We start from the raw sequence: 18,987 nt of genomic DNA, 5'->3' as shown, positions 1-18,987 counted from the left end.
AGTTGAATATGAAAGCAACTGAACTCCGCGGCAAAGACCAGGAAGCTCTGCAAAAAGAGCTGAATGATTTGTTGAAGGCACAGTTCGGCATGCGTATGCAAATCGCGACGCAACAGCTGAGCAACACTTCGCAACTCAAGAAGGTACGCCGCGATATCGCGCGTGTGAAGACGGTCATGAATACGAAGGAAGCCAAATGAACGATCCAGTGAAAAAGCCGCTCAAGCGCACGCTGATCGGCAAAGTGGTTTCGGACAAGATGGATAAAACCGTCACCGTTCTGATCGAGCGCCACGTCAAGCATCCTTTGTACGGCAAGATCATCATGCGCTCGAACAAGTATCACGCGCATGACGAAACCAACCAAGTCAAAGCCGGTGACACGGTGGAGATCCAGGAAGGTCGTCCGATCTCGAAAACCAAGGCGTGGACAGTTACCCGTGTGGTACAAGCGGCAGCGACTGTCTAATTAGTTCTTGCAGGCCCGCGTATTGTATGTAATACTTGCGGGCTTCGTTCATGTAACGCCGCAAAGTGTCTGGCCACAGACAGTAGGCCGCGGTCAGTAGATGTATGAAGGTCATGCACCCAAACAGTTACGCTCTGCATGAGCGGATCTGGCGGGACCAAGACTGACCGTGGTTCTACAATTGTGTGGATTCTTCGGCTTAAGTTGGGAAAGAGAATACTATGATTCAAACTGAAAGCCGGCTCGAAGTGGCTGACAACACCGGTGCAAAAGAAGTGATGTGCATCAAGGTGTTGGGCGGTTCCAAGCGCCGTTATGCAGGCATTGGCGATGTGATCAAGGTGACCGTCAAGGTCGCTGCGCCACGTGGCCGTGTCAAAAAAGGTGAAATTTATAACGCTGTGGTAGTGCGCACCGCCAAAGGTGTTCGCCGCCAAGACGGTTCCCTGGTGAAGTTCGACGGCAACGCCGCCGTACTGTTGAACGCCAAGCTGGAACCGATTGGTACACGTATTTTTGGGCCTGTCACGCGCGAACTGCGCACTGAGAAGTTCATGAAGATCGTGTCCCTGGCACCGGAAGTCCTGTAAGGAGTCGTAATGGATAAGATTCGTAAAAACGACGAAGTCATCGTTCTGACCGGGAAAGACAAGGGCAAACGTGGTGTGGTTCAGCAGCGTATCGACGCTGAACATATCGTGGTTGACGGTATCAACATCGCCAAAAAAGCGGTGAAACCGAACCCGATGACTGGCGTAACTGGTGGTATCGTCGACAAGACCATGCCAATTCACGTGTCCAACGTTGCGTTGTTCAACGCAGCGACTGGCAAGGCAGATCGCGTAGGATTCAAAGAAGTCGACGGCAAAAAAGTCCGCGTCTTTAAGTCCTCCGGCGAAGTAGTGAAGGTTTAAGAGATCATGGCCCGTCTCCAAGAATTCTATAAAGAAAAGGTCGTTGCTGATCTGGTCGCCAAATTCGGCTACAAATCGGCAATGGAAGTTCCGCGCCTGACGAAGATCACCCTGAACATGGGTCTCTCCGAAGCGGTCGCGGATAAAAAGATCATTGAACACGCAGTTGGCGACCTGACCAAGATCGCTGGCCAAAAGCCAGTCGTCACGAAGGCACGCAAGGCAATTGCCGGTTTCAAGATCCGTGAAGGTTATCCGATCGGTACCATGGTCACGCTGCGCGGCGCTCGCATGTACGAGTTCCTGGATCGCTTCATCACCGTGGCCCTGCCGCGCGTGCGCGATTTCCGTGGCGTGTCCGGCCGTGCATTCGACGGTCGCGGCAACTACAACATCGGTGTCAAGGAACAGATCATCTTCCCTGAGATCGAGTACGACAAGATTGACGTGCTGCGCGGTATGAATATCAGCATCACGACAACTGCTAAGACCGACGACGAAGCGAAAGCGCTCCTCGCCGCCTTTAAATTCCCGTTCAGAAACTGAGATCATGGCAAAATTGGCACTGATTAACCGTGAGCAAAAGCGTGCTGACCTGGCGGCTAAGTTCGCCGTCAAGCGCGCTGCGCTGAAGGCCATCGTTGATGACCAGTCGAAATCGGAAGAAGAGCGCTACGAAGCGCGCCTGAAACTGCAGGCGCTGCCACGTAACTCGAACCCGACGCGCCAACGTAACCGTTGCGCCATCACTGGTCGTCCGCGCGGCACATTCCGTAAATTCGGTCTGGGTCGTATCAAGCTCCGTGAATTCGCCATGCGTGGTGAAATTCCGGGTATGACAAAAGCAAGCTGGTAATAGGAGAATAAGCAATGAGTATGAGCGATCCTATCGCCGATATGCTGACCCGCATTCGCAACGCCCAAGGCGTTCAGAAAACGACCGTGGCCATGCCATCGTCGAAAGTCAAAATTGCGATTGCCAACGTCCTCAAGGACGAGGGTTACATTGAAGATTTCGCCGTCACCGAAGCCGGTGGCAAAGCGGAACTCAAGATCGGTTTGAAGTATTATGTTGGCCGTCCCGTCATCGAGCGCTTGGAGCGCGTGTCCCGTCCGGGTCTGCGCGTCTACAAAGGCAAGGACGAGATCCCTACCGTGATGAATGGCTTGGGTGTGGCGATCGTGTCGACTCCGCAAGGCGTCATGACCGACCGCAAAGCACGCGCTACCGGTGTCGGCGGCGAAGTTATTTGCTACGTGGCTTAAGGAGTTACACATGTCTCGAGTAGCTAAAATGCCGATCGCTGTCCCAGCTGGCGCCGAAGTCGCCATCTCCGCGGCCGCGATCACCGTAAAAGGCCCATTGGGCGTGCTTTCCCAGGCCCTGAACGGCCTGGTCAAAGTTGAAAACAATGCAGGAACCCTCAGTTTCGACGTCGCCAACGACAGCCGTGAAGCCAATGCCATGTCCGGCACGCTGCGCGCGCTGGTCAACAACATGGTCACGGGCGTCACCAAGGGTTTCGAGAAAAAGCTGAACCTGGTGGGCGTGGGTTACAAGGCGCAAGCGCAAGGCGACAAGTTGAACCTGTCCCTGGGCTTTTCGCACCCTGTAGTGCACGACATGCCGGCCGGCGTGACGTGCGCCACCCCGACGCCGACCGAGATCCTGATCAAGGGCATCGATCGTCAACAGGTGGGCCAGGTTGCCGCCGAAGTTCGCGCTTACCGCGCTCCTGAGCCATACAAGGGCAAGGGCGTCCGTTATGCGGACGAAGTGGTCAAGCTTAAAGAAACCAAGAAGAAGTAATTAGGGGCTGACGATGGATAAGAAAGAATCACGGCTTCGCCGCGGACGCCAAACCCGCATCAAGATCGCGGAATTGAAAGTAAATCGCCTGTCGGTGCACCGCACCAACCTGCACATTTACGCCAACCTGATCAGCCCGGACGCGAAAATCCTGGTGTCGGCCTCGACCGCCGAAGCCGAAGTGCGCGCCGAACTGGCAGGCCAATCCGGCAAGGGCGGCAATGCCGCCGCTGCAGCACTGATCGGCAAGCGCGTCGCTGAAAAAGCATTGAAAGCAGGGATTACCGAAGTCGCGTTTGACCGCTCCGGTTTCCGTTACCACGGCCGTGTGAAGGCGTTGGCAGAAGCCGCGCGTGAAGCCGGTCTGAAGTTCTAAGGAAGAATCGTCATGGCAAAAATGCAAGCGAAAATGCAAAGCGACAAGCCGGATGACGGCATGCGCGAAAAAATGATCGCGATCAACCGCGTGACCAAAGTGGTCAAGGGTGGTCGCATCATGGGTTTCGCCGCGCTGACCGTGGTCGGTGATGGCGATGGCCGCATCGGCATGGGTAAGGGCAAGTCGAAAGAAGTGCCGGTTGGTGTGCAAAAGGCAATGGAAGAAGCCCGCCGCAACCTGATCAAGGTGCCGCTCAAGAATGGTACGCTGCATCACACCGTCACGGGCCGTCACGGCGCGTCGAAAGTGATGATGAACCCGGCCAAGCCTGGTACCGGCGTCATCGCCGGCGGCGCAATGCGCGCGATCTTCGAGGTGATGGGCGTGACGGACGTGGTGGCGAAATCCACCGGCTCGTCGAACCCGTACAACCTGGTGCGCGCCACATTGAACGGCTTGGCAAAAATGAGTACTGCTGCCGACATCGCCGCCAAACGCGGCAAGTCGGTCGAAGACATTCTGGCTTAAGGCGGACAAAATGACAAACACAGTCAAAGTGCAATTGGTCAAGGGCTTGATCGGTACGCGCGAATCGCATCGCGCGACCGTGCGCGGTCTGGGTCTGCGTCGGGTTAACTCGGTTTCCGAGTTGCAAGACACCCCATCCGTACGCGGCATGATCAATAAAGTATCGTATCTCGTTAAAGTTGTCGGTTAAGCCTACGGGCTTGATCGAACGGAGCAAAAACATGGAATTGAATACTATTCAGCCAGCAGTCGGTGCCAAACACGCAAAGCGTCGCGTGGGTCGTGGTATCGGCTCCGGTATCGGTAAGACCGCCGGCCGCGGTCACAAGGGTCAGAAATCGCGTTCGGGCGGCTTTCATAAAGTCGGTTTCGAAGGCGGTCAGATGCCTCTGCAACGCCGTCTGCCTAAGCGCGGTTTCAAATCGATGCACGCCACCTTCAAAGCTGAAGTGCGCCTGTCCGATTTGAACAACCTGGCCGTTGGCGAAGTCGACATTCTGGTCTTGAAGCAAGCTGGCGTGCTGGGCGTGTTGGCCCGCGACGTGCGCGTGATCTTGTCCGGCGAAATCACCAAGGCGGTGAATTTGAAGGGCTTGAAAGTGTCCGCTGGCGCGAAAGCGGCCATCGAAGCGGCTGGCGGCTCGGTAGCCTGAGTTGACAGCTAACAGCTTGATCGGAGCGAAAATTGGCGACTAATCCACAACTTGCTAAAAGTGCAGCGGCCGGTTTCCCTTGGGGACGGCTGTGGTTTTTGCTTGGCGCATTGGTGGTATATCGTATCGGTGCTCACGTCCCGGTTCCCGGGATAGACCCGACACAATTGGCCTTGCTGTTTAAACAGAACGAAGGCGGCATCCTGGGCATGTTCAACATGTTCTCGGGTGGCGCCCTGTCCCGTTTCACAGTGTTTGCGCTGGGTATCATGCCTTACATCTCGGCCTCGATCATCATGCAGTTGCTGTCGATCGTGTCGCCGCAGATGGAAGCGTTGAAAAAAGAAGGCGAAGCAGGCCGCCGCAAGATAACGCAGTACACCCGGTATTTCACGGTTGCGCTGGCCACGTTTCAAGCGTTAGGCATTGCAGTCGCCCTGGAGTCGCAAGCTGGTCTGGTATTGGAGCCTGGTCTTGCATTCCGCTTCGTGACGGTCGTTACGCTGTTGACCGGAACAATGTTTTTGATGTGGTTGGGCGAGCAAATTACCGAGCGCGGCTTGGGAAATGGCATCTCGATCATCATCTTCGCCGGGATTGCCGCCGGTTTGCCTGCCGGACTGGGTGGTTTGTTCTCCCTGGTGTCGAGCGGGTCGATCAGCAGCGTCGCCCTGATTTTCATCATGGCGCTGGTGGTGGCGGTCACGTTCTTCGTCGTTTTCGTCGAGCGCGGTCAACGCAAAATATTGGTCAATTACGCGAAGCGCCAGGTGGGTAACAAGATCTACGGCGGGCAAACGAGTCATCTGCCGCTGAAGTTGAACATGGCCGGCGTGATCCCGCCGATCTTTGCTTCTTCGATCATCTTGTTCCCGGCCACTATCGTGGACTGGTTTTCCAAGGGCGCCGACAACGCTAACCCTGCGGTGCGGTTCTTGAAAGATTTGGCTGCATCGATGGCGCCCGGCGAGCCTATCCATGCGCTGTTGTACGCGGTGGCAATCGTGTTCTTCTGCTTTTTCTATACAGCGCTGGTATTTAACAGCAAGGAAACGGCGGATAACTTGAAGAAGAGCGGGGCCTTTGTGCCAGGGATACGTCCCGGTGAGCAGACTGCCCGTTACATCGACAAGATCCTGACACGTTTGACGCTCGCCGGCGCCGTCTACATCACTTTGGTGTGTTTGTTGCCGGAATTTATGCAAGCCCAGTGGAAGGTACCATTCTACTTCGGTGGTACTTCTTTATTGATTATTGTGGTTGTGACCATGGATTTCATGGCCCAGGTGCAAAACTACGTGATGTCGCAGCAATATGAATCGCTGCTGCGCAAAGCAAATTTCAAGGGCGGAATTCCGACGCGATAAGCGCGGTAAACATACCGAATGGCAAAAGACGACGTCATACAGATGCAGGGCGAGATTCTTGAGAATCTCCCAAATGCAACATTTCGAGTGAAGCTGGAGAACGGACACGTTGTGCTCGGGCATATTTCAGGTAAAATGCGGATGAACTATATTCGCATTCTTCCTGGTGACAAGGTGACGGTGGAGTTGACGCCGTACGACCTGAGCCGAGCACGCATCGTGTTCCGCACCAAGTAACACGTGAATCAAACCAAAGAAGCGAAAGAAAGAGCCCAAAAATGAAAGTTCTCGCATCAGTCAAGCGGATCTGCCGCAACTGCAAGATCATCAAGCGCAAAGGCGTAGTCCGCGTTATCTGCGTGGAACCGCGTCACAAGCAGCGTCAAGGTTAATCGAGGAATAACAAATGGCACGTATTGCAGGGGTTAATATCCCAAATCATCAGCACACTGTTATTGGCCTGACCGCCATCTACGGTGTTGGCCGTCCCCGCGCAGAAAAAATCTGCGCTTCGACCGGCGTAGCGACGAACAAAAAGATCAAAGATCTGGATGACAGCGAACTGGAAAAACTGCGCGATGAAGTAGGTAAATTCATCGTCGAAGGCGATCTGCGTCGTGAAATCTCGATGAACATCAAGCGTTTGATGGATCTGGGTTGCTACCGCGGCATGCGCCATCGCAAGGGTCTGCCTTGCCGTGGTCAGCGTACGCGTACGAACGCACGTACCCGCAAGGGACCGCGTAAAGCCGCTCAATCGCTGAAAAAATAATCCGCTAGGGAATAATTATGGCTAAGTCGCAAAATAACGCCGCATCGGCACGCGTGCGTAAAAAAGTAAAAAAGAACGTCGCTGAAGGCATCGCGCATGTCCACGCTTCGTTCAACAACACGATCATCACGATCACCGATCGTCAAGGCAATGCACTGTCGTGGGCAACCTCGGGCGGCGCTGGCTTCAAGGGTTCGCGCAAATCGACCCCGTTCGCAGCGCAGGTCGCCGCGGAAGCCGCCGGCAAGGTCGCTGTCGAGTGCGGCGTGAAGAACCTGGAAGTGCGCATCAAGGGCCCAGGCCCTGGTCGCGAATCCGCCGTTCGCGCGTTGAACAACCTGGGCATCAAGATCACCGAGATCCAGGACGTCACGCCGGTACCGCACAACGGTTGCCGTCCGCCGAAGCGTCGTCGTATCTAAGACACAACAGCAGAGGGCGCGCGAGCGCCAGCTGCTCTTGTCGTTTGTTGTTAGCACAAAATCGCTGGAGCAGGGGGCCGGAAACGGTTATACTGCCCGGCTGTTGTTGCCTGTCGGATTCGTTCGGCGGGTTTTTCGTTTTCAGCCACCGTCTGGTAGCAGCTCGACCAGACTAGCGCCTAACCGCAGCGTGCATGAGCGCGCGTGTGGCTGGGGCGTTATCATTTAAAAAAAGGAAGCACCGTGGCACGTTATATCGGACCTAAAGCAAAACTTTCCCGCCGTGAAGGTACAGACCTGTTCCTGAAGAGCGCACGCCGCTCGCTGGACTCCAAGTGCAAACTGGACGTCAAGCCAGGCCAACACGGTGTCAAATCCGGCGCCCGCACCTCGGACTACGGCAACCAACTGCGCGAAAAGCAAAAAGTCAAGCGCATGTACGGCGTGCTGGAACGTCAATTCCGCCGCTACTTCGCCGAAGCGGACCGTCGTAAAGGCAACACCGGCGAAACGCTGTTGAAGTTGCTGGAAACCCGTCTGGACAACGTTTGCTACCGCATGGGCTTTGGCTCGACCCGCGCCGAAGCGCGCCAGCTGGTCAGCCACAAAGCGTTCACCGTGAACGGTATCGTTGTCAACATCGCTTCCTACTCCGTGAAAACCGGCGACGTCATCGCTGTTCGTGAAAAATCGAAAAAGCAAGTGCGTATCCTGGAAGCGCTGTCGCTGGCCGAACAAGTTGGCATGCCTAGCTGGGTGTCGGTCGATGCCAAGAAAATGGAAGGTACTTTCAAGTCCCTGCCAGAGCGTAACGAAATCGCTAACGACGTCAACGAATCGCTGATCGTCGAATTGTACTCGCGTTAATCGCTTAGCCTGACCCCCGCCCACTCCCGCCGAGTGGGCGTTTTACCAATGCCATCAGCCTTATCGGTGTAATGAGCCGAGGGTATTGAAAAGGACATTTCATGCAAAACAGTTTGTTGAAGCCACGTATTATCGATGTTGAAGCCCTCGGTGCCGGTCACGCCAAAGTCGTGATGGAGCCCTTCGAGCGCGGCTACGGCCACACATTGGGTAACGCGTTGCGCCGCGTATTGTTGTCTTCGATGGTAGGCTACGCGCCGACCGAAGTGACGATCGCCGGAGTGGTACACGAATATTCCTCCCTCGATGGCGTGCAGGAAGACGTCGTCGATCTGTTGCTGAACTTGAAGGGTGTGGTCTTCAAAGTCCACAACCGCGATTCGGTGACCCTGACCCTGAAAAAAGAAGGCGAAGGCGCGATCCTGGCCTCGGACATCGACCTGCCGCACGACGTCGAACTGATCAACCCTGACCACGTGATCGCCCACCTGACGGCCGGTGGCAAGCTGGACATGCAGATCAAGGTTGAAAAAGGCCGCGGCTATGTGCCGGGCAATGTGCGCCGCCTGTCGGAAGACACCAACAAGACGATCGGCCGCATCATCCTGGACGCTTCGTTCTCGCCGGTGCGCCGCGTGTCCTACTTCGTTGAATCGGCCCGCGTCGAACAGCGTACCGACCTGGACAAGCTGATCATCAACATCGAAACGAACGGCGTGATCTCGCCGGAAGAGGCGATCCGCCAGTCGGCCCGCGTGCTGGTCGACCAGTTGAACGTGTTCGCCGCCCTGGAAGGCACGGAAGCGGCCGCCGAAGCGCCATCGCGCGCCCCGCTGGTCGATCCTATCCTGTTGCGTCCGGTCGACGACCTGGAGTTGACGGTGCGTTCGGCGAACTGCCTGAAAGCGGAAAACATCTACTACATCGGCGACCTGATCCAGCGTTCGGAAAACGAACTGTTGAAGACGCCGAACCTGGGCCGCAAGTCCCTGAACGAAATCAAGGAAGTGCTGGCTTCGCGCGGCTTGACCTTGGGCATGAAGCTGGAAAACTGGCCGCCTGCCGGTTTGGAGAAGTAATTTTTTGCAGCAAACGGCCCGGGGCAGGTGCTCCGGGCTTTCATTTTTTACAACCGGTCCGCGACCATGCCCGCATGGTCGATCGAAGAACTGGATGAACACTCACCGAAAGGATTTACCATGCGTCACGGTCACGGCCTCCGTAAACTGAATCGTACCTCGTCCCACCGTCTGGCAATGTTGCGCAACATGACGGTCTCGTTGCTGCGTCACGAAGCGATCAAAACCACCCTGCCAAAAGCAAAAGAACTGCGCCGCGTTATTGAGCCGATTCTGACCTTGGGCAAAACCGACTCCCTGGCAAACAAGCGTCTGGCCTTCAACCGCCTGCGCGACCGCGAAATCGTGCAAAAGCTGTTCGCCGAACTGGGCCCGCGTTACGCCAACCGTAACGGTGGTTACCTGCGTATCCTGAAAATGGGTTTCCGCGTCGGCGACAACGCGCCTATGGCTTACATCGAGCTGTTGGACCGTCCAGAAGTCACCGCAGTGGAAGACGCAGTCGTCGCTGAGTAATTCAGTGGCCTTGTAGTCAAGAAAAAGCCAGGCCGAGCCTGGCTTTTTTGCGTTCGGGGAGCACGCTCGCTTGCCCGGGTGTACTATTCTGCTTTCCGCCGGCCCGGCAAGCTGTTGCCGCTCCCGCGCGACCGATGGCGTAAGGGCACCCCGGCGTGCCGCTGAAAAGGTATTCATGTTGAGCTCACCGTTCCCCCTCCCGCAACGCGCCGCCGCCTGGCTGCGCGCCTGCCTGGCGATCTTCCTGCTGGCCATGCTGGCCGCCGCTCCGGCCCGCGCCGACGAGGACTTCCTCGAACCGGGCGCCGCCTTCAAATTCTCCGCGCGCATGCAGGACGGCGCCACCATCGCCGTCACCTACGACATCGCCGACGGCTACTATATGTACCGCGAGCGCTTCCAGTTCACGGCCAGCGGCGCCACGCTGGGCAAGCCCGAGCTGCCGCCTGGCAAGGTCAAATACGACGCCACGTTCGAGAAGGACGTGGAAACGTACCGGCGCGCCGTGACCATCCTCATTCCCGTGCAGGCCGGCGGCCCGTTCACGCTGCAGGCCAGCAGCCAGGGTTGCTCCGACAAGGGCTTGTGCTACGCGCCGCAGGAAGCCAGCGCCCGGCTGGTCGGCGCCGCGTCGACGCCGGCGGCGTCGGCGGCGCCGACCCCCGGCGTGCCGACGGTGCTGGCCGTCCCCACGCCGCTGGTGGAGACGGCGCCGCCGGCCGCCGCCGCCGCCGCCGCGCCGTCCGAGACGGGCAGCATCGAGGCGGCGCTGAAGGGCGGCCGCCTGCTCGTCATCCTGCCCCTGTTCATGCTGCTGGGCCTGGGCCTGTCGTTCACGCCCTGCGTGCTGCCGATGGTGCCTATCCTGTCCTGCATCATCGCCGGCGACGGCGCCAAGACCAGCCGCTCGCGCGGCCTGCTGCTGTCGCTGGCCTACGCGCTGGGCATGGCCATCGTCTACACGGCGCTGGGCGTGGCCGCCGGCCTGATCGGCGAAGGCTTGGCCGCCGCCCTGCAAAACCCCTGGGTGCTGGGCAGCTTCGCGCTGCTGATGGCGCTGTTGTCGCTGTCCATGTTCGGCTTCTATGAATTGCAGGTGCCGGCCGCCCTGCAAAGCCGGCTGGCCTCGGTGTCGAACCGCCAAGCCTCGGGCAAGATGGCCGGCGTCTTCGTCATGGGCGCCATCTCGGCCCTGATCGTCGGCCCCTGCGTGGCGGCGCCGCTGGCCGGCGCCCTCGTGTATATCAGCCAGACGCGCGACGTGCTGATCGGCGGCGGCGCCCTGTTTGCGATGGCCGTCGGCATGAGCGTGCCGCTGCTGCTGGTGGGCGCGTCGGCCGGCGCCCTGCTGCCGCGCGCCGGCGCGTGGATGGACGCCGTCAAGCGTTTCTTCGGCGTGCTGCTGCTGGTGATGGCGTGGTGGCTGGTGTCGCCGGTGTTGCCGGCGGTCGTGCAAATGCTGGGCTGGAGCGTGCTCGGCATCGGCTACGGCATGTATCAATTGACGCGCGCCGGCTGGGCCGGCAAGGCGCTGGGCCTGGCGTTTGCGCTGCTGGGCGCGCTGCAACTGGTCGGCGTGGCCAGCGGCGGACGCGACGCGCTGGCGCCGCTGGCGCATTTGCGCGCCGGCCAGGTGGCGCACCTGCAGTTCGTCCGCGTGAAGACGGTGGCGCAACTGGACGCGGCCCTGGCGCAAACGGGCGGAAAGACGGTCATGCTGGACTTCTACGCCGACTGGTGCGTCTCCTGCAAGGAAATGGAAAAGCTCACCTTCGTCGACCCGCGCGTGCAGGCCAGGCTGGCCGGCTCGCTGCTGCTGCAGGTCGACGTGACGGCCAACGACGCCGACGACAAGGCCATGCTGAAGCGCTTCACGCTGTTCGGCCCGCCCGGCATCATCCTGTTCGACGCCCAGGGTAAGGAAATCGCCGATTCGCGCGTCATCGGCTTCCAGGACGCCGACAAATTCCTGCAGTCGCTGGCCAAGCTGAAGTAAACGCCGGCGCCGCCATCCGTTGCGACCAGGGCCGCGTGCTGCGCGGCCCTGGTGCTTAGTGCTTCATTATGCCGCGGTGGCCGTGGCGGCCGCCGTGCGCGCCGCCCGGCACGCTGTCGTCGAAGACCTTCTGCTGCTCGGGCGTCAGCACCGCGTAGAAGGTTTTCAAGGCCGCCAGCCGGCTTTCCTGGGCCGCAATGCGCTCTTTCGACATGGCGATCCATTTCTCCATGCGCTCGGGCGCCGTCATCTTCGCCATCGCCGCGCGCTCGGGCCGTGCGCCATGCGCCTTCGGCGCCGCCGCCGCCGTGAACGCCGCCCAGGCCGGCTCTTGCGCGGCCGACAGTTTCAGCTTGTCGTGCAGCAGCGCCTGGCGCTTGGCCAGGTGTTCGGCGAACTGCGCGCCGTGGCCTTCGTGCATCCTGCCGTGCTCGTGGCGGGCGTCCTCGGCGTGCGCCGCCAGCGTTGCCGTGCCCATGCCCAGCACGGTCAGTCCGATCAACAAGCTTTTACCAAATGTGTTCATCTTGATTCCTTTTCATGTCCAATGGAGGATGTGCATTCCAGCGACCGGCAGGTACGCTGCACATGGGAAGCATCTTCGCGCCGGCATGTTTCGCCGAAGTGTCGGGGGCCGCGCATTTTGTATCGAGATGTTTCGTCCGCCGCGCAATATACAAGACGATACAATTGGCCTGTTCAGGGGCCGTCGAACTGGCGATAATCGGGGCATGGAACCCTCTACCACCATTCTCATCGTCGACGACGACCGTGATATCCGCACGCTGCTGGCGGACTATCTTGAAAGCAACGGCTACCGCACCCTGGCGGCGGCCGACGGCAACGGCATGTGGAAAATCCTCGACGAGGCGCGCCCGGACTTGCTGGTGCTCGACCTGAACCTGCCCGGCGACGACGGCTTGACGCTGTGCCGCAAGCTGCGCGCCCAGTCGACGCTGCCGGTGATCATGCTGACGGCCCGCAGCGAGCCGCTGGACCGCATCCTCGGCCTGGAAATGGGCGCCGACGATTACCTGCCCAAGCCCTTCGAGCCGCGCGAACTGCTGGCGCGCGTGCGCAGCGTGCTGCGGCGCAGCCATGCGATGCCGTCCAACGCGCCGTCGGACAAGGCGCAGCAGATGCGCTTCTCCGGCTGGACGCTGGACTTGACGGCGCGCCACCTGCTCAATCCCGACGGCATCGTCATCATGCTGTCCGGCGCGGAATTCCGCCTGCTGCGGGTTTTCCTCGAACACCCGAACCGCGTGCTCAACCGCGACCAGTTGCTGAACCTGACCCAGGGCCGCGACGCCGACCCCTTCGACCGCTCGATCGACATCCAGATCAGCCGCCTGCGCCAGAAGCTGGGCGAGGACGCGCGCCTGCCGCAAATCATCAAGACGGTGCGCAACGGCGGCTATGTGCTGGCCGGCCAGGTCAGCGTGGAGCCGTCCGCGTGAGAGCCTTCCTCGGGTCGATGACGGGGCGGGTGTTTCTGGCGCTGCTGATCGGCATGGCCGCCTCGGCCGCGCTGACGCAATGGCTGGCCGTCAACGAGCGCCAGCGCGCCATCGAGCAGTACCGCGATTTCCACGCGCTGGAGCGCGCCGAGCAACTGGTGACGACAGCCGACGTTGTGCCGGCCAGTTCCCGCGAGGCTTACCTGAAGCTGGCCAGCCGCGGCAGCGTGCGCCTGGAAGTGCGCGCCGGCGCGCCGGCCGCGCCCGAGCTGGCGCAGACGGATTTCTCCGCCGCGCTGGGCCAGCGCCTGGGCGCGGGTTTCAAGCTGGTGCCGCTGGCCGAGCGGCCGGCGGCCTGCGACCGGCCGCGCCGGCCCAGCACCCTGTTCGGCCCGACCCAGTGGGGCGGCGCCTGCGAAAGCATGCAGGTGCGCATGCGCGACGGCCAGTGGCTGGGCCTGTCGGTGCTGCCGCCGCGCGGGCCGCCCGGGCGCGGCCGCTATGAATGGACCACCTGGCTGCCCTTCCTGGCCAGCATCGCCGCGCTGGCCTACCTGGTCACGCGCATGACGATGCGGCCGCTCAAGCACCTGGCCCAGGCGGCCCGGGACCTTGGCAACGACATCAACCATCCGCCCCTCGCGCTGTCCGGCGCCAGCGAGATCCGCCAGGCCAGCGCCGCCTTCAACGCCATGCAGGCGCGCATCCGCCAGCACATCTTCCAGCGCACCCAGATGCTGGCTGCCATCACCCACGATTTGCAGACGCCGCTGACGCGCCTGCGCCTGCGCCTGGAAAAAGTGGCCGAGCCGGAGTTGCACGACCGCCTGGTCGGCGACCTGTCGGCCATGCAGGACATGGTCAAGGAGGGGCTGGACCTGGCCCGCTCGATGGACACGACGGAAACCATGCAGGCGCTCGACCTCGATTCGCTGCTCGACAGCGTCTGTTGCGACGCCGCCGACGCGGGCCAGCGCGTTTGCCTGAGCGGCCGCGCCGGCATGGCGCTGATGGGGCGGCCGATGGCGCTGCGGCGCTGCCTGGTGAACCTGATCGACAACGCCGTCAAATACGGCCAGCGCGCCGACGTCAGCGTCGAGCGCATGGCCGGCGCGGCGCGCGTGCGCATCCGCGACGCCGGCCCCGGCATCGCGCAAGAGCTGATGGCCAAGGTGTTCGAACCGTTCTACCGCATCGAGACGTCGCGCTCGCGCGAGTCCGGCGGCACCGGCCTGGGGCTGACGATTGCCCGCAACATCGCCGAACAGCACGGCGCCACCGTGCAGTTGGCGAACCACCCCGGCGGCGGCCTGGAAGTGACCCTGGTGGTGCCGGAATATTACGCCGGAAACTGAGGCGGGCGGCCGCGCCGGGGCGGTCTGCCGGCGCTGGAATTGTGCGACAATGCCACGCTTAATGCATCGTAGCAATATTAATAAACGAATAGAATAATGAAAAAAACATCACTGGGACTCTTGGTGGGCGCGGCCGTTTGCATCGGCGCCGGCGTCTGGTACTGGACGCACGGCGGCGCCGCGCCGGCGGCCGACAAGGGCGGCGCGGCGGTGCCGGCCGTCGTCACCGTCGTCAAGCCGCAGCGCCAGGACGTGCCGGTGCTGCTGCGCGCGAACGGCAGCGTGACGCCGGTCAGCAGCGTCGACCTGCACCCGCAGACCAGCAGCACGGTGAGCAAGGTGCACATCCGCGAAGGCCAGTTCGTCAAGGCCGGCGAGTTGATGTTTTCGCTCGACGCCCGCAGCGAGCAGGCCGGCGTCGAACAGGCCCAGGCCCAGGTGGCGCGCGACCGGGCCACGCTGGCCGACTTCGAGCGCCAGTACCGGCGCAGCCTTGAATTGCTGGACAAGCATTTCATCGCCCAGGGCGCCGTCGACACGCTGAAAAGCCAGGTCGAGTCGGCGCGCGCGCTGCTGCAGGCCGACGTCGCCGCGCTGCGCTCGGTACAGGTCGGCGCCAGCTACACGACGATACGCGCGCCCATGGCCGGCCGGGTCGGCGCCATCGGCGTCTATCCGGGCAGTCTGGTGCAGCCGGCCACGTCGCTGACGAGCGTCACCCAGCTCGACCCGATCAACGTCAGCTTCACCCTGCCGGAGAGCGCGCTGGCGGCGCTGCTGGCGGCGCACAAGGCCGGCGCCGTGCCGGTCACGGCCGAACTGGCCGGCAAGCAAGTCGCGGGCGCGCTCAGCTTCATCGACAACAGCGTCGACCCGGTGGCCGGCGTGATCCGCCTGAAGGCCCGCTTCGACAACCGGGACGAGTCCTTGTGGCCGGGCCAGTTCGTCAACGTCAGCCTGACCGTGCAGACGCTGAAGGACGCCCTGGTGATCCCGCAAAACGCCATCATCAGCAACACCTCGGGCGTCTTCGTCTACACGGTGGCGCCCGACCGCAGCGCCGCCGTGCGCAAGGTGGCGCGCCTGCACGCCTTCGGCCTGAACGCGGCCGTCTCGGGCTTGAACGGCGATGAGCAAGTGATCGTCGACGGCAAGCAAAACCTGCGTCCCGGCGCCCCCGTGCGGGTGGCCGAGGCGGCCGCCGGCCGCAAGAAAGGCCAGGCGGAATGAACCTGTCGGAATTGTGCATACGCCGCCCGGTGATGGTGGTGCTGCTGTCGCTGACGCTGATCCTGGCCGGCGTGCTGGCCTACGCCCACATCCCCGTCGCCGCGCTGCCCAGCTATAACACCCCGGTCATCAACGTCAGCGCCGACCTGCCCGGCGCCAGCCCGGAGACGATGGCCTCGTCGGTGGCGCTGCCGCTGGAGAAGCAGTTCTCCACCATCGCCGGCCTGAGCCTGATCACCTCGACCAGCACGCTGGGCTCGACCTCGCTGACGCTGGAATTCGACACACGCATCGACGTCAACGTCGCCGCCGTCGACGTGCAGGCGGCCTTGCTGCGGGCGCAGCGCCAGTTGCCGCAGGAAATGACGGACTTGCCGTCCTACCGCAAGATCAACCCGGCCGACGCGCCCGTGCTGTTCATGACGATGACGTCGCCGTCGATGAACCTGTCGGACTTGAACGACTATGCGGAAAACCTGATCGCGCCCAATCTGTCCACGCTGCCCGGCATCGCCCAGGTGACCGTCAACGGCCAGAAGCGCTTCGCCGTGCGGGTGCGCGCCAAGGCCGACCTGATGAACGCGCGCAACCTGACTTACGACGAGCTGGCCACGGCGATCCGCACGGCCAACGCCAATTCGCCGCTGGGCATCCTGGACGGGCCGCAACAGACGCTGACCATCCAGGGCAATGCGCAATTGATGAAGGCCAGCGAGTTCGCCGAGCTGATCGTGGCCAACCGCAACGGCCAGCCGGTGCGCCTGAAGGACGTCGCCGACGTCGAGGACAGCTACCAGTCGGTGAAGACGGCCGGCAGCTACAACGGCGAGCGCTCCATCGTGCTGCTGGTGCAGCGCCAGCCGAACGCCAACACGGTGCAGGTGGTGGACGCGGTGCGCAAGCTGCTGCCCGGCTTCAAGGCGCAACTGCCGGCCTCGGTCAAGATCAACCTCGTCAACGACCGCTCGGTGTCGATCCGCGAGGCGATCCACGACGTCAACCTGACGCTGGCGCTGACGGTGCTGCTGGTGGTGCTGGTGATCTTCCTGTTCCTGCGCCGCGCCGCCGCCACCTTCATTCCCGGCGTCACGATGCCGATTTCGCTGCTGGGCGCGCTGGCCCTGCTGTACTGGCTGGGCTACAGCCTCGACAACGTTTCGCTGCTGGGCATCACGCTGGCCGTCGGCCTGGTCGTCGACGACGCCATCGTCGTGCTGGAAAACATCGTGCGGCACATCGAAATGGGCAAGAAGCCGATCCAGGCGGCCCTCGTCGGCGCCCAGGAAATGGGTTTCACCATCGTCTCGATCTCGGTGTCGCTGGTGGCCGTGTTCATCCCGATCTTCTTCATGCCGGGCGTCATCGGCCTGCTGTTCCACGAATTCGCCGTCGTCGTCTCGCTGTCCATCCTGGTGTCGGCCGTCGTCTCGCTGACGCTGGTGCCGATGCTGGCCAGCCGCCTGCTGCCGGCCGACTCGCACGAGGGCCACGGCGACAGCAGCTTCATCGGCCGGCATTTCGAGGCCGGCTTCCAGCGGCTGAAAGACGGCTATGTGCGCTGGCTCGATCGGGCGCTGGCGCACCGCACGCTGGTGCTGCTGGTGGCGCTGGCCACCTTCGCGCTGACGGTGCTGCTGTACGCGACGATACCCAAGGGTTTCTTCCCCGAGGAAGACCTGGGCCAGATCCAGATCAACACGGAGGCGGCCGAGGACATCTCGTCGGCGGCGATGCTGGACTTGCAGACCCGCGTGGCGGCCGTGCTGCAGGCCGATCCGAACGTGCAGGACCTCACCTCCTTCGTCAGCGGCGGCAACACCGGGCGCATGTTCATGGTGCTCAAGCCGCGCGAGCGGCGCGCCAAGATGCCGGCCGTGCTGGACAGCCTGCGCCGCGCCGCCCGCGCCGTGCCCGGCATCGCCGTCTACTTCCGGCCCGTGCAAAACCTGCAACTGGGCGGACGCCCGAGCAAGAGCCGCTACCAGTACACGCTGCAAAGCGTCAGCCCGGACGCGCTCAACGACTGGGCCGGCCAGTTCCTCGAACGGCTGCGCGCCGATCCGGTGTTCCGCGACGTCACCAGCGACTCGCAAAGCCGCGGCCTGCAAGCCTCGCTGAAAATAGACCGCGACAAGGCCAACACCCTGGGCGTGCAGATCGCCGACGTGCGCAGCGCGCTCTACCTGGCCTTCGGCGAGCGCCAGGTGTCGACGATCTACTCGTCGGCGGCCAGCTATTTCGTCATCCTTGAGGCGGCCGCGGCCGACCGCCAGTTCGACGACGCGCTGACCAAGGTGTCGGTGCGCAGCAAGAGCGGCCAGCTGGTGCAGATGTCGAGCTTTGCCACGGTCGAGCGCAGCGTCGGCCCGACGGCCGTCAACCACCAGGGCCAGTTGCAAGCCATTACCGTGTCGTTCAACCTGGCGCCGGACGTGCCGCTGGGCGTGGCCACCGGCAAGATCGACCAGATGGGGCGTGACATGAACCTGCCGCCGACCATCATCACCAAATACGGCGGCGACGCGGCCGTGTTCCAGGATTCGCAGTCGAGCCAGATCATCCTGATCGTCGCCGCGCTGGGCGTCATCTACGTGCTGCTGGGGGTCTTGTATGAAAGCTATATCCACCCGCTGACGATTCTGGCGGGCCTGCCCTCGGCCGCCGTCGGCGCCTTGCTGACCTTGCGCCTGTTCGGCCTGGACCTGACGATGATCGCCATCATCGGCATCCTGATGCTGATCGGCATCGTCAAGAAAAACGCCATCATGATGATCGACTTCGCGCTGCACGCCCAGCGCAACGAGGGCATGACGCCGGCGGCGGCGATACGCGAAGCCTGCATCCTGCGCTTCCGGCCCATCATGATGACCTCGATGGCGGCCTTGATGGGCGCCTTGCCGATCGCACTGGGCCTGGGCGCCGGCGCCGAGTTGCGCCAGCCGCTGGGGCTGGCCGTCGTCGGCGGGCTGATCTTCTCGCAAGTGATCACGCTGTTTATCACGCCCGTCATTTACCTATTCCTCGACAAATACAGCGGCACGGGGCCGATGGGCGACGCCGAGCTGCGCGAATACGGGACCAGCCGCTGAGGCGGGGGAGCGGCGGCGGACGCCGCGCAAGGCGGCGTTCCCAAAAACAGGGGACTCTGGCACTATGGCTGCATTTTTCCG

General features: G+C 61.9%; 26 protein-coding genes. 25 read left to right on the top strand and 1 reads right to left on the bottom strand.

All coding sequences use genetic code 11. The features are described 5' to 3' along the window. Positions 1–8: 8 nt before the first annotated feature. The 21 genes from rpmC (at position 9) to dsbD (ending at position 11,772) form a co-directional block, all read left to right on the top strand. Positions 9–200, top strand: coding sequence for a 50S ribosomal protein L29 (gene rpmC / locus OIK44_RS22180; RefSeq protein WP_273674010.1), 192 nt, complete (start codon positions 9–11; stop codon positions 198–200). Further along, entirely contained in the window at positions 197–469 is a 273-nt protein-coding gene (gene rpsQ, locus OIK44_RS22175; protein WP_273674009.1) for a 30S ribosomal protein S17, read from the top strand. Before rpmC ends, rpsQ begins: the two co-directional genes overlap by 4 nt. 221 nt (positions 470–690) lie before the next feature. After that, the gene (gene rplN, locus OIK44_RS22170) at positions 691–1,059 is read left to right on the top strand and encodes a 50S ribosomal protein L14 (RefSeq protein ID WP_008444317.1); all 369 of its coding nucleotides are present in this window, start codon (positions 691–693) and stop codon (positions 1,057–1,059) included. Positions 1,060–1,068: 9 nt separating this feature from the next. Continuing rightward, on the top strand, positions 1,069–1,383 hold the full coding sequence (gene rplX, locus OIK44_RS22165; RefSeq protein WP_273674007.1) for a 50S ribosomal protein L24: 315 nt from the start codon (positions 1,069–1,071) through the stop codon (positions 1,381–1,383). 6 nt (positions 1,384–1,389) lie between these two features. Then, entirely contained in the window at positions 1,390–1,929 is a 540-nt protein-coding gene (gene rplE / locus OIK44_RS22160) for a 50S ribosomal protein L5 (RefSeq protein ID WP_273674005.1), read from the top strand. A 4-nt stretch (positions 1,930–1,933) separates the two neighbouring features. Next, positions 1,934–2,239, top strand: a complete 306-nt coding sequence (gene rpsN / locus OIK44_RS22155) for a 30S ribosomal protein S14 (RefSeq protein ID WP_273674003.1) — start codon at positions 1,934–1,936, stop codon at positions 2,237–2,239. A 14-nt stretch (positions 2,240–2,253) separates the two neighbouring features. Continuing rightward, positions 2,254–2,649 (top strand): 30S ribosomal protein S8, encoded by a 396-nt coding sequence (rpsH, locus tag OIK44_RS22150; RefSeq protein ID WP_273674001.1) that lies wholly within the window; start codon positions 2,254–2,256, stop codon positions 2,647–2,649. Between the two features lie 10 nt (positions 2,650–2,659). After that, positions 2,660–3,193, top strand: a complete 534-nt coding sequence (gene rplF, locus OIK44_RS22145) for a 50S ribosomal protein L6 (protein ID WP_273674000.1) — start codon at positions 2,660–2,662, stop codon at positions 3,191–3,193. A gap of 13 nt (positions 3,194–3,206) precedes the next feature. Continuing rightward, the gene (gene rplR / locus OIK44_RS22140) at positions 3,207–3,569 is read left to right on the top strand and encodes a 50S ribosomal protein L18 (RefSeq protein ID WP_071079767.1); all 363 of its coding nucleotides are present in this window, start codon (positions 3,207–3,209) and stop codon (positions 3,567–3,569) included. A gap of 12 nt (positions 3,570–3,581) precedes the next feature. Continuing rightward, positions 3,582–4,100: a 30S ribosomal protein S5 gene (gene rpsE / locus OIK44_RS22135; protein ID WP_273673999.1), complete on the top strand. Its 519-nt coding sequence runs from the start codon at positions 3,582–3,584 to the stop codon at positions 4,098–4,100. Positions 4,101–4,110: 10 nt separating this feature from the next. Next, positions 4,111–4,290 (top strand): 50S ribosomal protein L30, encoded by a 180-nt coding sequence (gene rpmD / locus OIK44_RS22130; RefSeq protein WP_010394435.1) that lies wholly within the window; start codon positions 4,111–4,113, stop codon positions 4,288–4,290. Positions 4,291–4,321: 31 nt separating this feature from the next. After that, entirely contained in the window at positions 4,322–4,753 is a 432-nt protein-coding gene (gene rplO, locus OIK44_RS22125) for a 50S ribosomal protein L15 (RefSeq protein ID WP_273673997.1), read from the top strand. A 32-nt stretch (positions 4,754–4,785) separates the two neighbouring features. Then, positions 4,786–6,120 carry a preprotein translocase subunit SecY gene (gene secY, locus OIK44_RS22120; protein WP_273673996.1) on the top strand — a complete coding sequence of 445 codons (1,335 nt, stop codon included), beginning with the start codon at positions 4,786–4,788 and terminating at the stop codon, positions 6,118–6,120. An 18-nt stretch (positions 6,121–6,138) separates the two neighbouring features. Next, positions 6,139–6,357 carry a translation initiation factor IF-1 gene (infA, locus tag OIK44_RS22115; RefSeq protein ID WP_005663428.1) on the top strand — a complete coding sequence of 73 codons (219 nt, stop codon included), beginning with the start codon at positions 6,139–6,141 and terminating at the stop codon, positions 6,355–6,357. 41 nt (positions 6,358–6,398) lie between these two features. Then, complete coding sequence (gene rpmJ / locus OIK44_RS22110; protein WP_010394471.1) at positions 6,399–6,512, top strand: 50S ribosomal protein L36; 114 nt, start codon at positions 6,399–6,401, stop codon at positions 6,510–6,512. Between the two features lie 14 nt (positions 6,513–6,526). Then, positions 6,527–6,892, top strand: coding sequence for a 30S ribosomal protein S13 (rpsM, locus tag OIK44_RS22105; RefSeq protein WP_038497004.1), 366 nt, complete (start codon positions 6,527–6,529; stop codon positions 6,890–6,892). Between the two features lie 17 nt (positions 6,893–6,909). Then, the gene (gene rpsK, locus OIK44_RS22100; protein ID WP_010394475.1) at positions 6,910–7,314 is read left to right on the top strand and encodes a 30S ribosomal protein S11; all 405 of its coding nucleotides are present in this window, start codon (positions 6,910–6,912) and stop codon (positions 7,312–7,314) included. Between the two features lie 243 nt (positions 7,315–7,557). Beyond that, positions 7,558–8,181, top strand: a complete 624-nt coding sequence (rpsD, locus tag OIK44_RS22095) for a 30S ribosomal protein S4 (protein ID WP_273673953.1) — start codon at positions 7,558–7,560, stop codon at positions 8,179–8,181. Positions 8,182–8,282: 101 nt separating this feature from the next. Beyond that, entirely contained in the window at positions 8,283–9,260 is a 978-nt protein-coding gene (locus OIK44_RS22090) for a DNA-directed RNA polymerase subunit alpha (RefSeq protein ID WP_008444343.1), read from the top strand. A 120-nt stretch (positions 9,261–9,380) separates the two neighbouring features. Beyond that, the gene (gene rplQ, locus OIK44_RS22085; protein WP_273673947.1) at positions 9,381–9,776 is read left to right on the top strand and encodes a 50S ribosomal protein L17; all 396 of its coding nucleotides are present in this window, start codon (positions 9,381–9,383) and stop codon (positions 9,774–9,776) included. 175 nt (positions 9,777–9,951) lie between these two features. Continuing rightward, positions 9,952–11,772 carry a protein-disulfide reductase DsbD gene (dsbD, locus tag OIK44_RS22080; protein ID WP_420213878.1) on the top strand — a complete coding sequence of 607 codons (1,821 nt, stop codon included), beginning with the start codon at positions 9,952–9,954 and terminating at the stop codon, positions 11,770–11,772. Positions 11,773–11,827: 55 nt separating this feature from the next. Here the strand turns inward: dsbD and OIK44_RS22075 are convergent, their stop codons facing one another. Continuing rightward, positions 11,828–12,298, bottom strand: coding sequence for a Spy/CpxP family protein refolding chaperone (locus tag OIK44_RS22075; RefSeq protein WP_273673944.1), 471 nt, complete (start codon positions 12,296–12,298; stop codon positions 11,828–11,830). Positions 12,299–12,503: 205 nt separating this feature from the next. Between OIK44_RS22075 and OIK44_RS22070 the strand changes: the two genes are divergently transcribed. The 4 genes from OIK44_RS22070 (at position 12,504) to OIK44_RS22055 (ending at position 18,906) form a co-directional block, all read left to right on the top strand. Next, positions 12,504–13,232 carry a response regulator gene (locus tag OIK44_RS22070; protein ID WP_273673943.1) on the top strand — a complete coding sequence of 243 codons (729 nt, stop codon included), beginning with the start codon at positions 12,504–12,506 and terminating at the stop codon, positions 13,230–13,232. Next, positions 13,229–14,587: an ATP-binding protein gene (locus tag OIK44_RS22065; protein ID WP_273673942.1), complete on the top strand. Its 1,359-nt coding sequence runs from the start codon at positions 13,229–13,231 to the stop codon at positions 14,585–14,587. Before OIK44_RS22070 ends, OIK44_RS22065 begins: the two co-directional genes overlap by 4 nt. Positions 14,588–14,683: 96 nt before the next feature. Then, positions 14,684–15,817 (top strand): efflux RND transporter periplasmic adaptor subunit, encoded by a 1,134-nt coding sequence (locus tag OIK44_RS22060; RefSeq protein ID WP_273673941.1) that lies wholly within the window; start codon positions 14,684–14,686, stop codon positions 15,815–15,817. Then, positions 15,814–18,906, top strand: a complete 3,093-nt coding sequence (locus OIK44_RS22055) for an efflux RND transporter permease subunit (RefSeq protein ID WP_273673940.1) — start codon at positions 15,814–15,816, stop codon at positions 18,904–18,906. The genes OIK44_RS22060 and OIK44_RS22055 overlap by 4 nt, the downstream gene beginning before the upstream one ends. Positions 18,907–18,987 lie beyond the last annotated feature (81 nt).

The organism is Janthinobacterium fluminis, from assembly GCF_028595325.1.
GTDB lineage: Bacteria > Pseudomonadota > Gammaproteobacteria > Burkholderiales > Burkholderiaceae_D > Janthinobacterium > Janthinobacterium fluminis.
This window is presented reverse-complemented; position numbering and strand designations above follow the sequence as displayed.

Coding starts and splice junctions, on each gene's coding strand:
- rpsK (WP_010394475.1), top strand. CDS start 6,910: ATGGCTAAGTCGCAAAATAACGCCGCATCGGCACGCGTGCGTAAAAAA.
- rpmD (WP_010394435.1), top strand. CDS start 4,111: ATGACAAACACAGTCAAAGTGCAATTGGTCAAGGGCTTGATCGGTACG.
- rpsE (WP_273673999.1), top strand. CDS start 3,582: ATGGCAAAAATGCAAGCGAAAATGCAAAGCGACAAGCCGGATGACGGC.
- rplO (WP_273673997.1), top strand. CDS start 4,322: ATGGAATTGAATACTATTCAGCCAGCAGTCGGTGCCAAACACGCAAAG.
- infA (WP_005663428.1), top strand. CDS start 6,139: ATGGCAAAAGACGACGTCATACAGATGCAGGGCGAGATTCTTGAGAAT.
- rplX (WP_273674007.1), top strand. CDS start 1,069: ATGGATAAGATTCGTAAAAACGACGAAGTCATCGTTCTGACCGGGAAA.
- rplN (WP_008444317.1), top strand. CDS start 691: ATGATTCAAACTGAAAGCCGGCTCGAAGTGGCTGACAACACCGGTGCA.
- rpsH (WP_273674001.1), top strand. CDS start 2,254: ATGAGTATGAGCGATCCTATCGCCGATATGCTGACCCGCATTCGCAAC.
- rpsN (WP_273674003.1), top strand. CDS start 1,934: ATGGCAAAATTGGCACTGATTAACCGTGAGCAAAAGCGTGCTGACCTG.
- dsbD (WP_420213878.1), top strand. CDS start 9,952: ATGTTGAGCTCACCGTTCCCCCTCCCGCAACGCGCCGCCGCCTGGCTG.
- rplE (WP_273674005.1), top strand. CDS start 1,390: ATGGCCCGTCTCCAAGAATTCTATAAAGAAAAGGTCGTTGCTGATCTG.
- rpsM (WP_038497004.1), top strand. CDS start 6,527: ATGGCACGTATTGCAGGGGTTAATATCCCAAATCATCAGCACACTGTT.
- OIK44_RS22055 (WP_273673940.1), top strand. CDS start 15,814: ATGAACCTGTCGGAATTGTGCATACGCCGCCCGGTGATGGTGGTGCTG.
- OIK44_RS22075 (WP_273673944.1), bottom strand. CDS start 12,298: ATGAACACATTTGGTAAAAGCTTGTTGATCGGACTGACCGTGCTGGGC.
- rpsQ (WP_273674009.1), top strand. CDS start 197: ATGAACGATCCAGTGAAAAAGCCGCTCAAGCGCACGCTGATCGGCAAA.
- rpmJ (WP_010394471.1), top strand. CDS start 6,399: ATGAAAGTTCTCGCATCAGTCAAGCGGATCTGCCGCAACTGCAAGATC.
- rplR (WP_071079767.1), top strand. CDS start 3,207: ATGGATAAGAAAGAATCACGGCTTCGCCGCGGACGCCAAACCCGCATC.
- rplF (WP_273674000.1), top strand. CDS start 2,660: ATGTCTCGAGTAGCTAAAATGCCGATCGCTGTCCCAGCTGGCGCCGAA.
- OIK44_RS22060 (WP_273673941.1), top strand. CDS start 14,684: ATGAAAAAAACATCACTGGGACTCTTGGTGGGCGCGGCCGTTTGCATC.
- OIK44_RS22070 (WP_273673943.1), top strand. CDS start 12,504: ATGGAACCCTCTACCACCATTCTCATCGTCGACGACGACCGTGATATC.
- OIK44_RS22090 (WP_008444343.1), top strand. CDS start 8,283: ATGCAAAACAGTTTGTTGAAGCCACGTATTATCGATGTTGAAGCCCTC.
- rplQ (WP_273673947.1), top strand. CDS start 9,381: ATGCGTCACGGTCACGGCCTCCGTAAACTGAATCGTACCTCGTCCCAC.
- rpmC (WP_273674010.1), top strand. CDS start 9: ATGAAAGCAACTGAACTCCGCGGCAAAGACCAGGAAGCTCTGCAAAAA.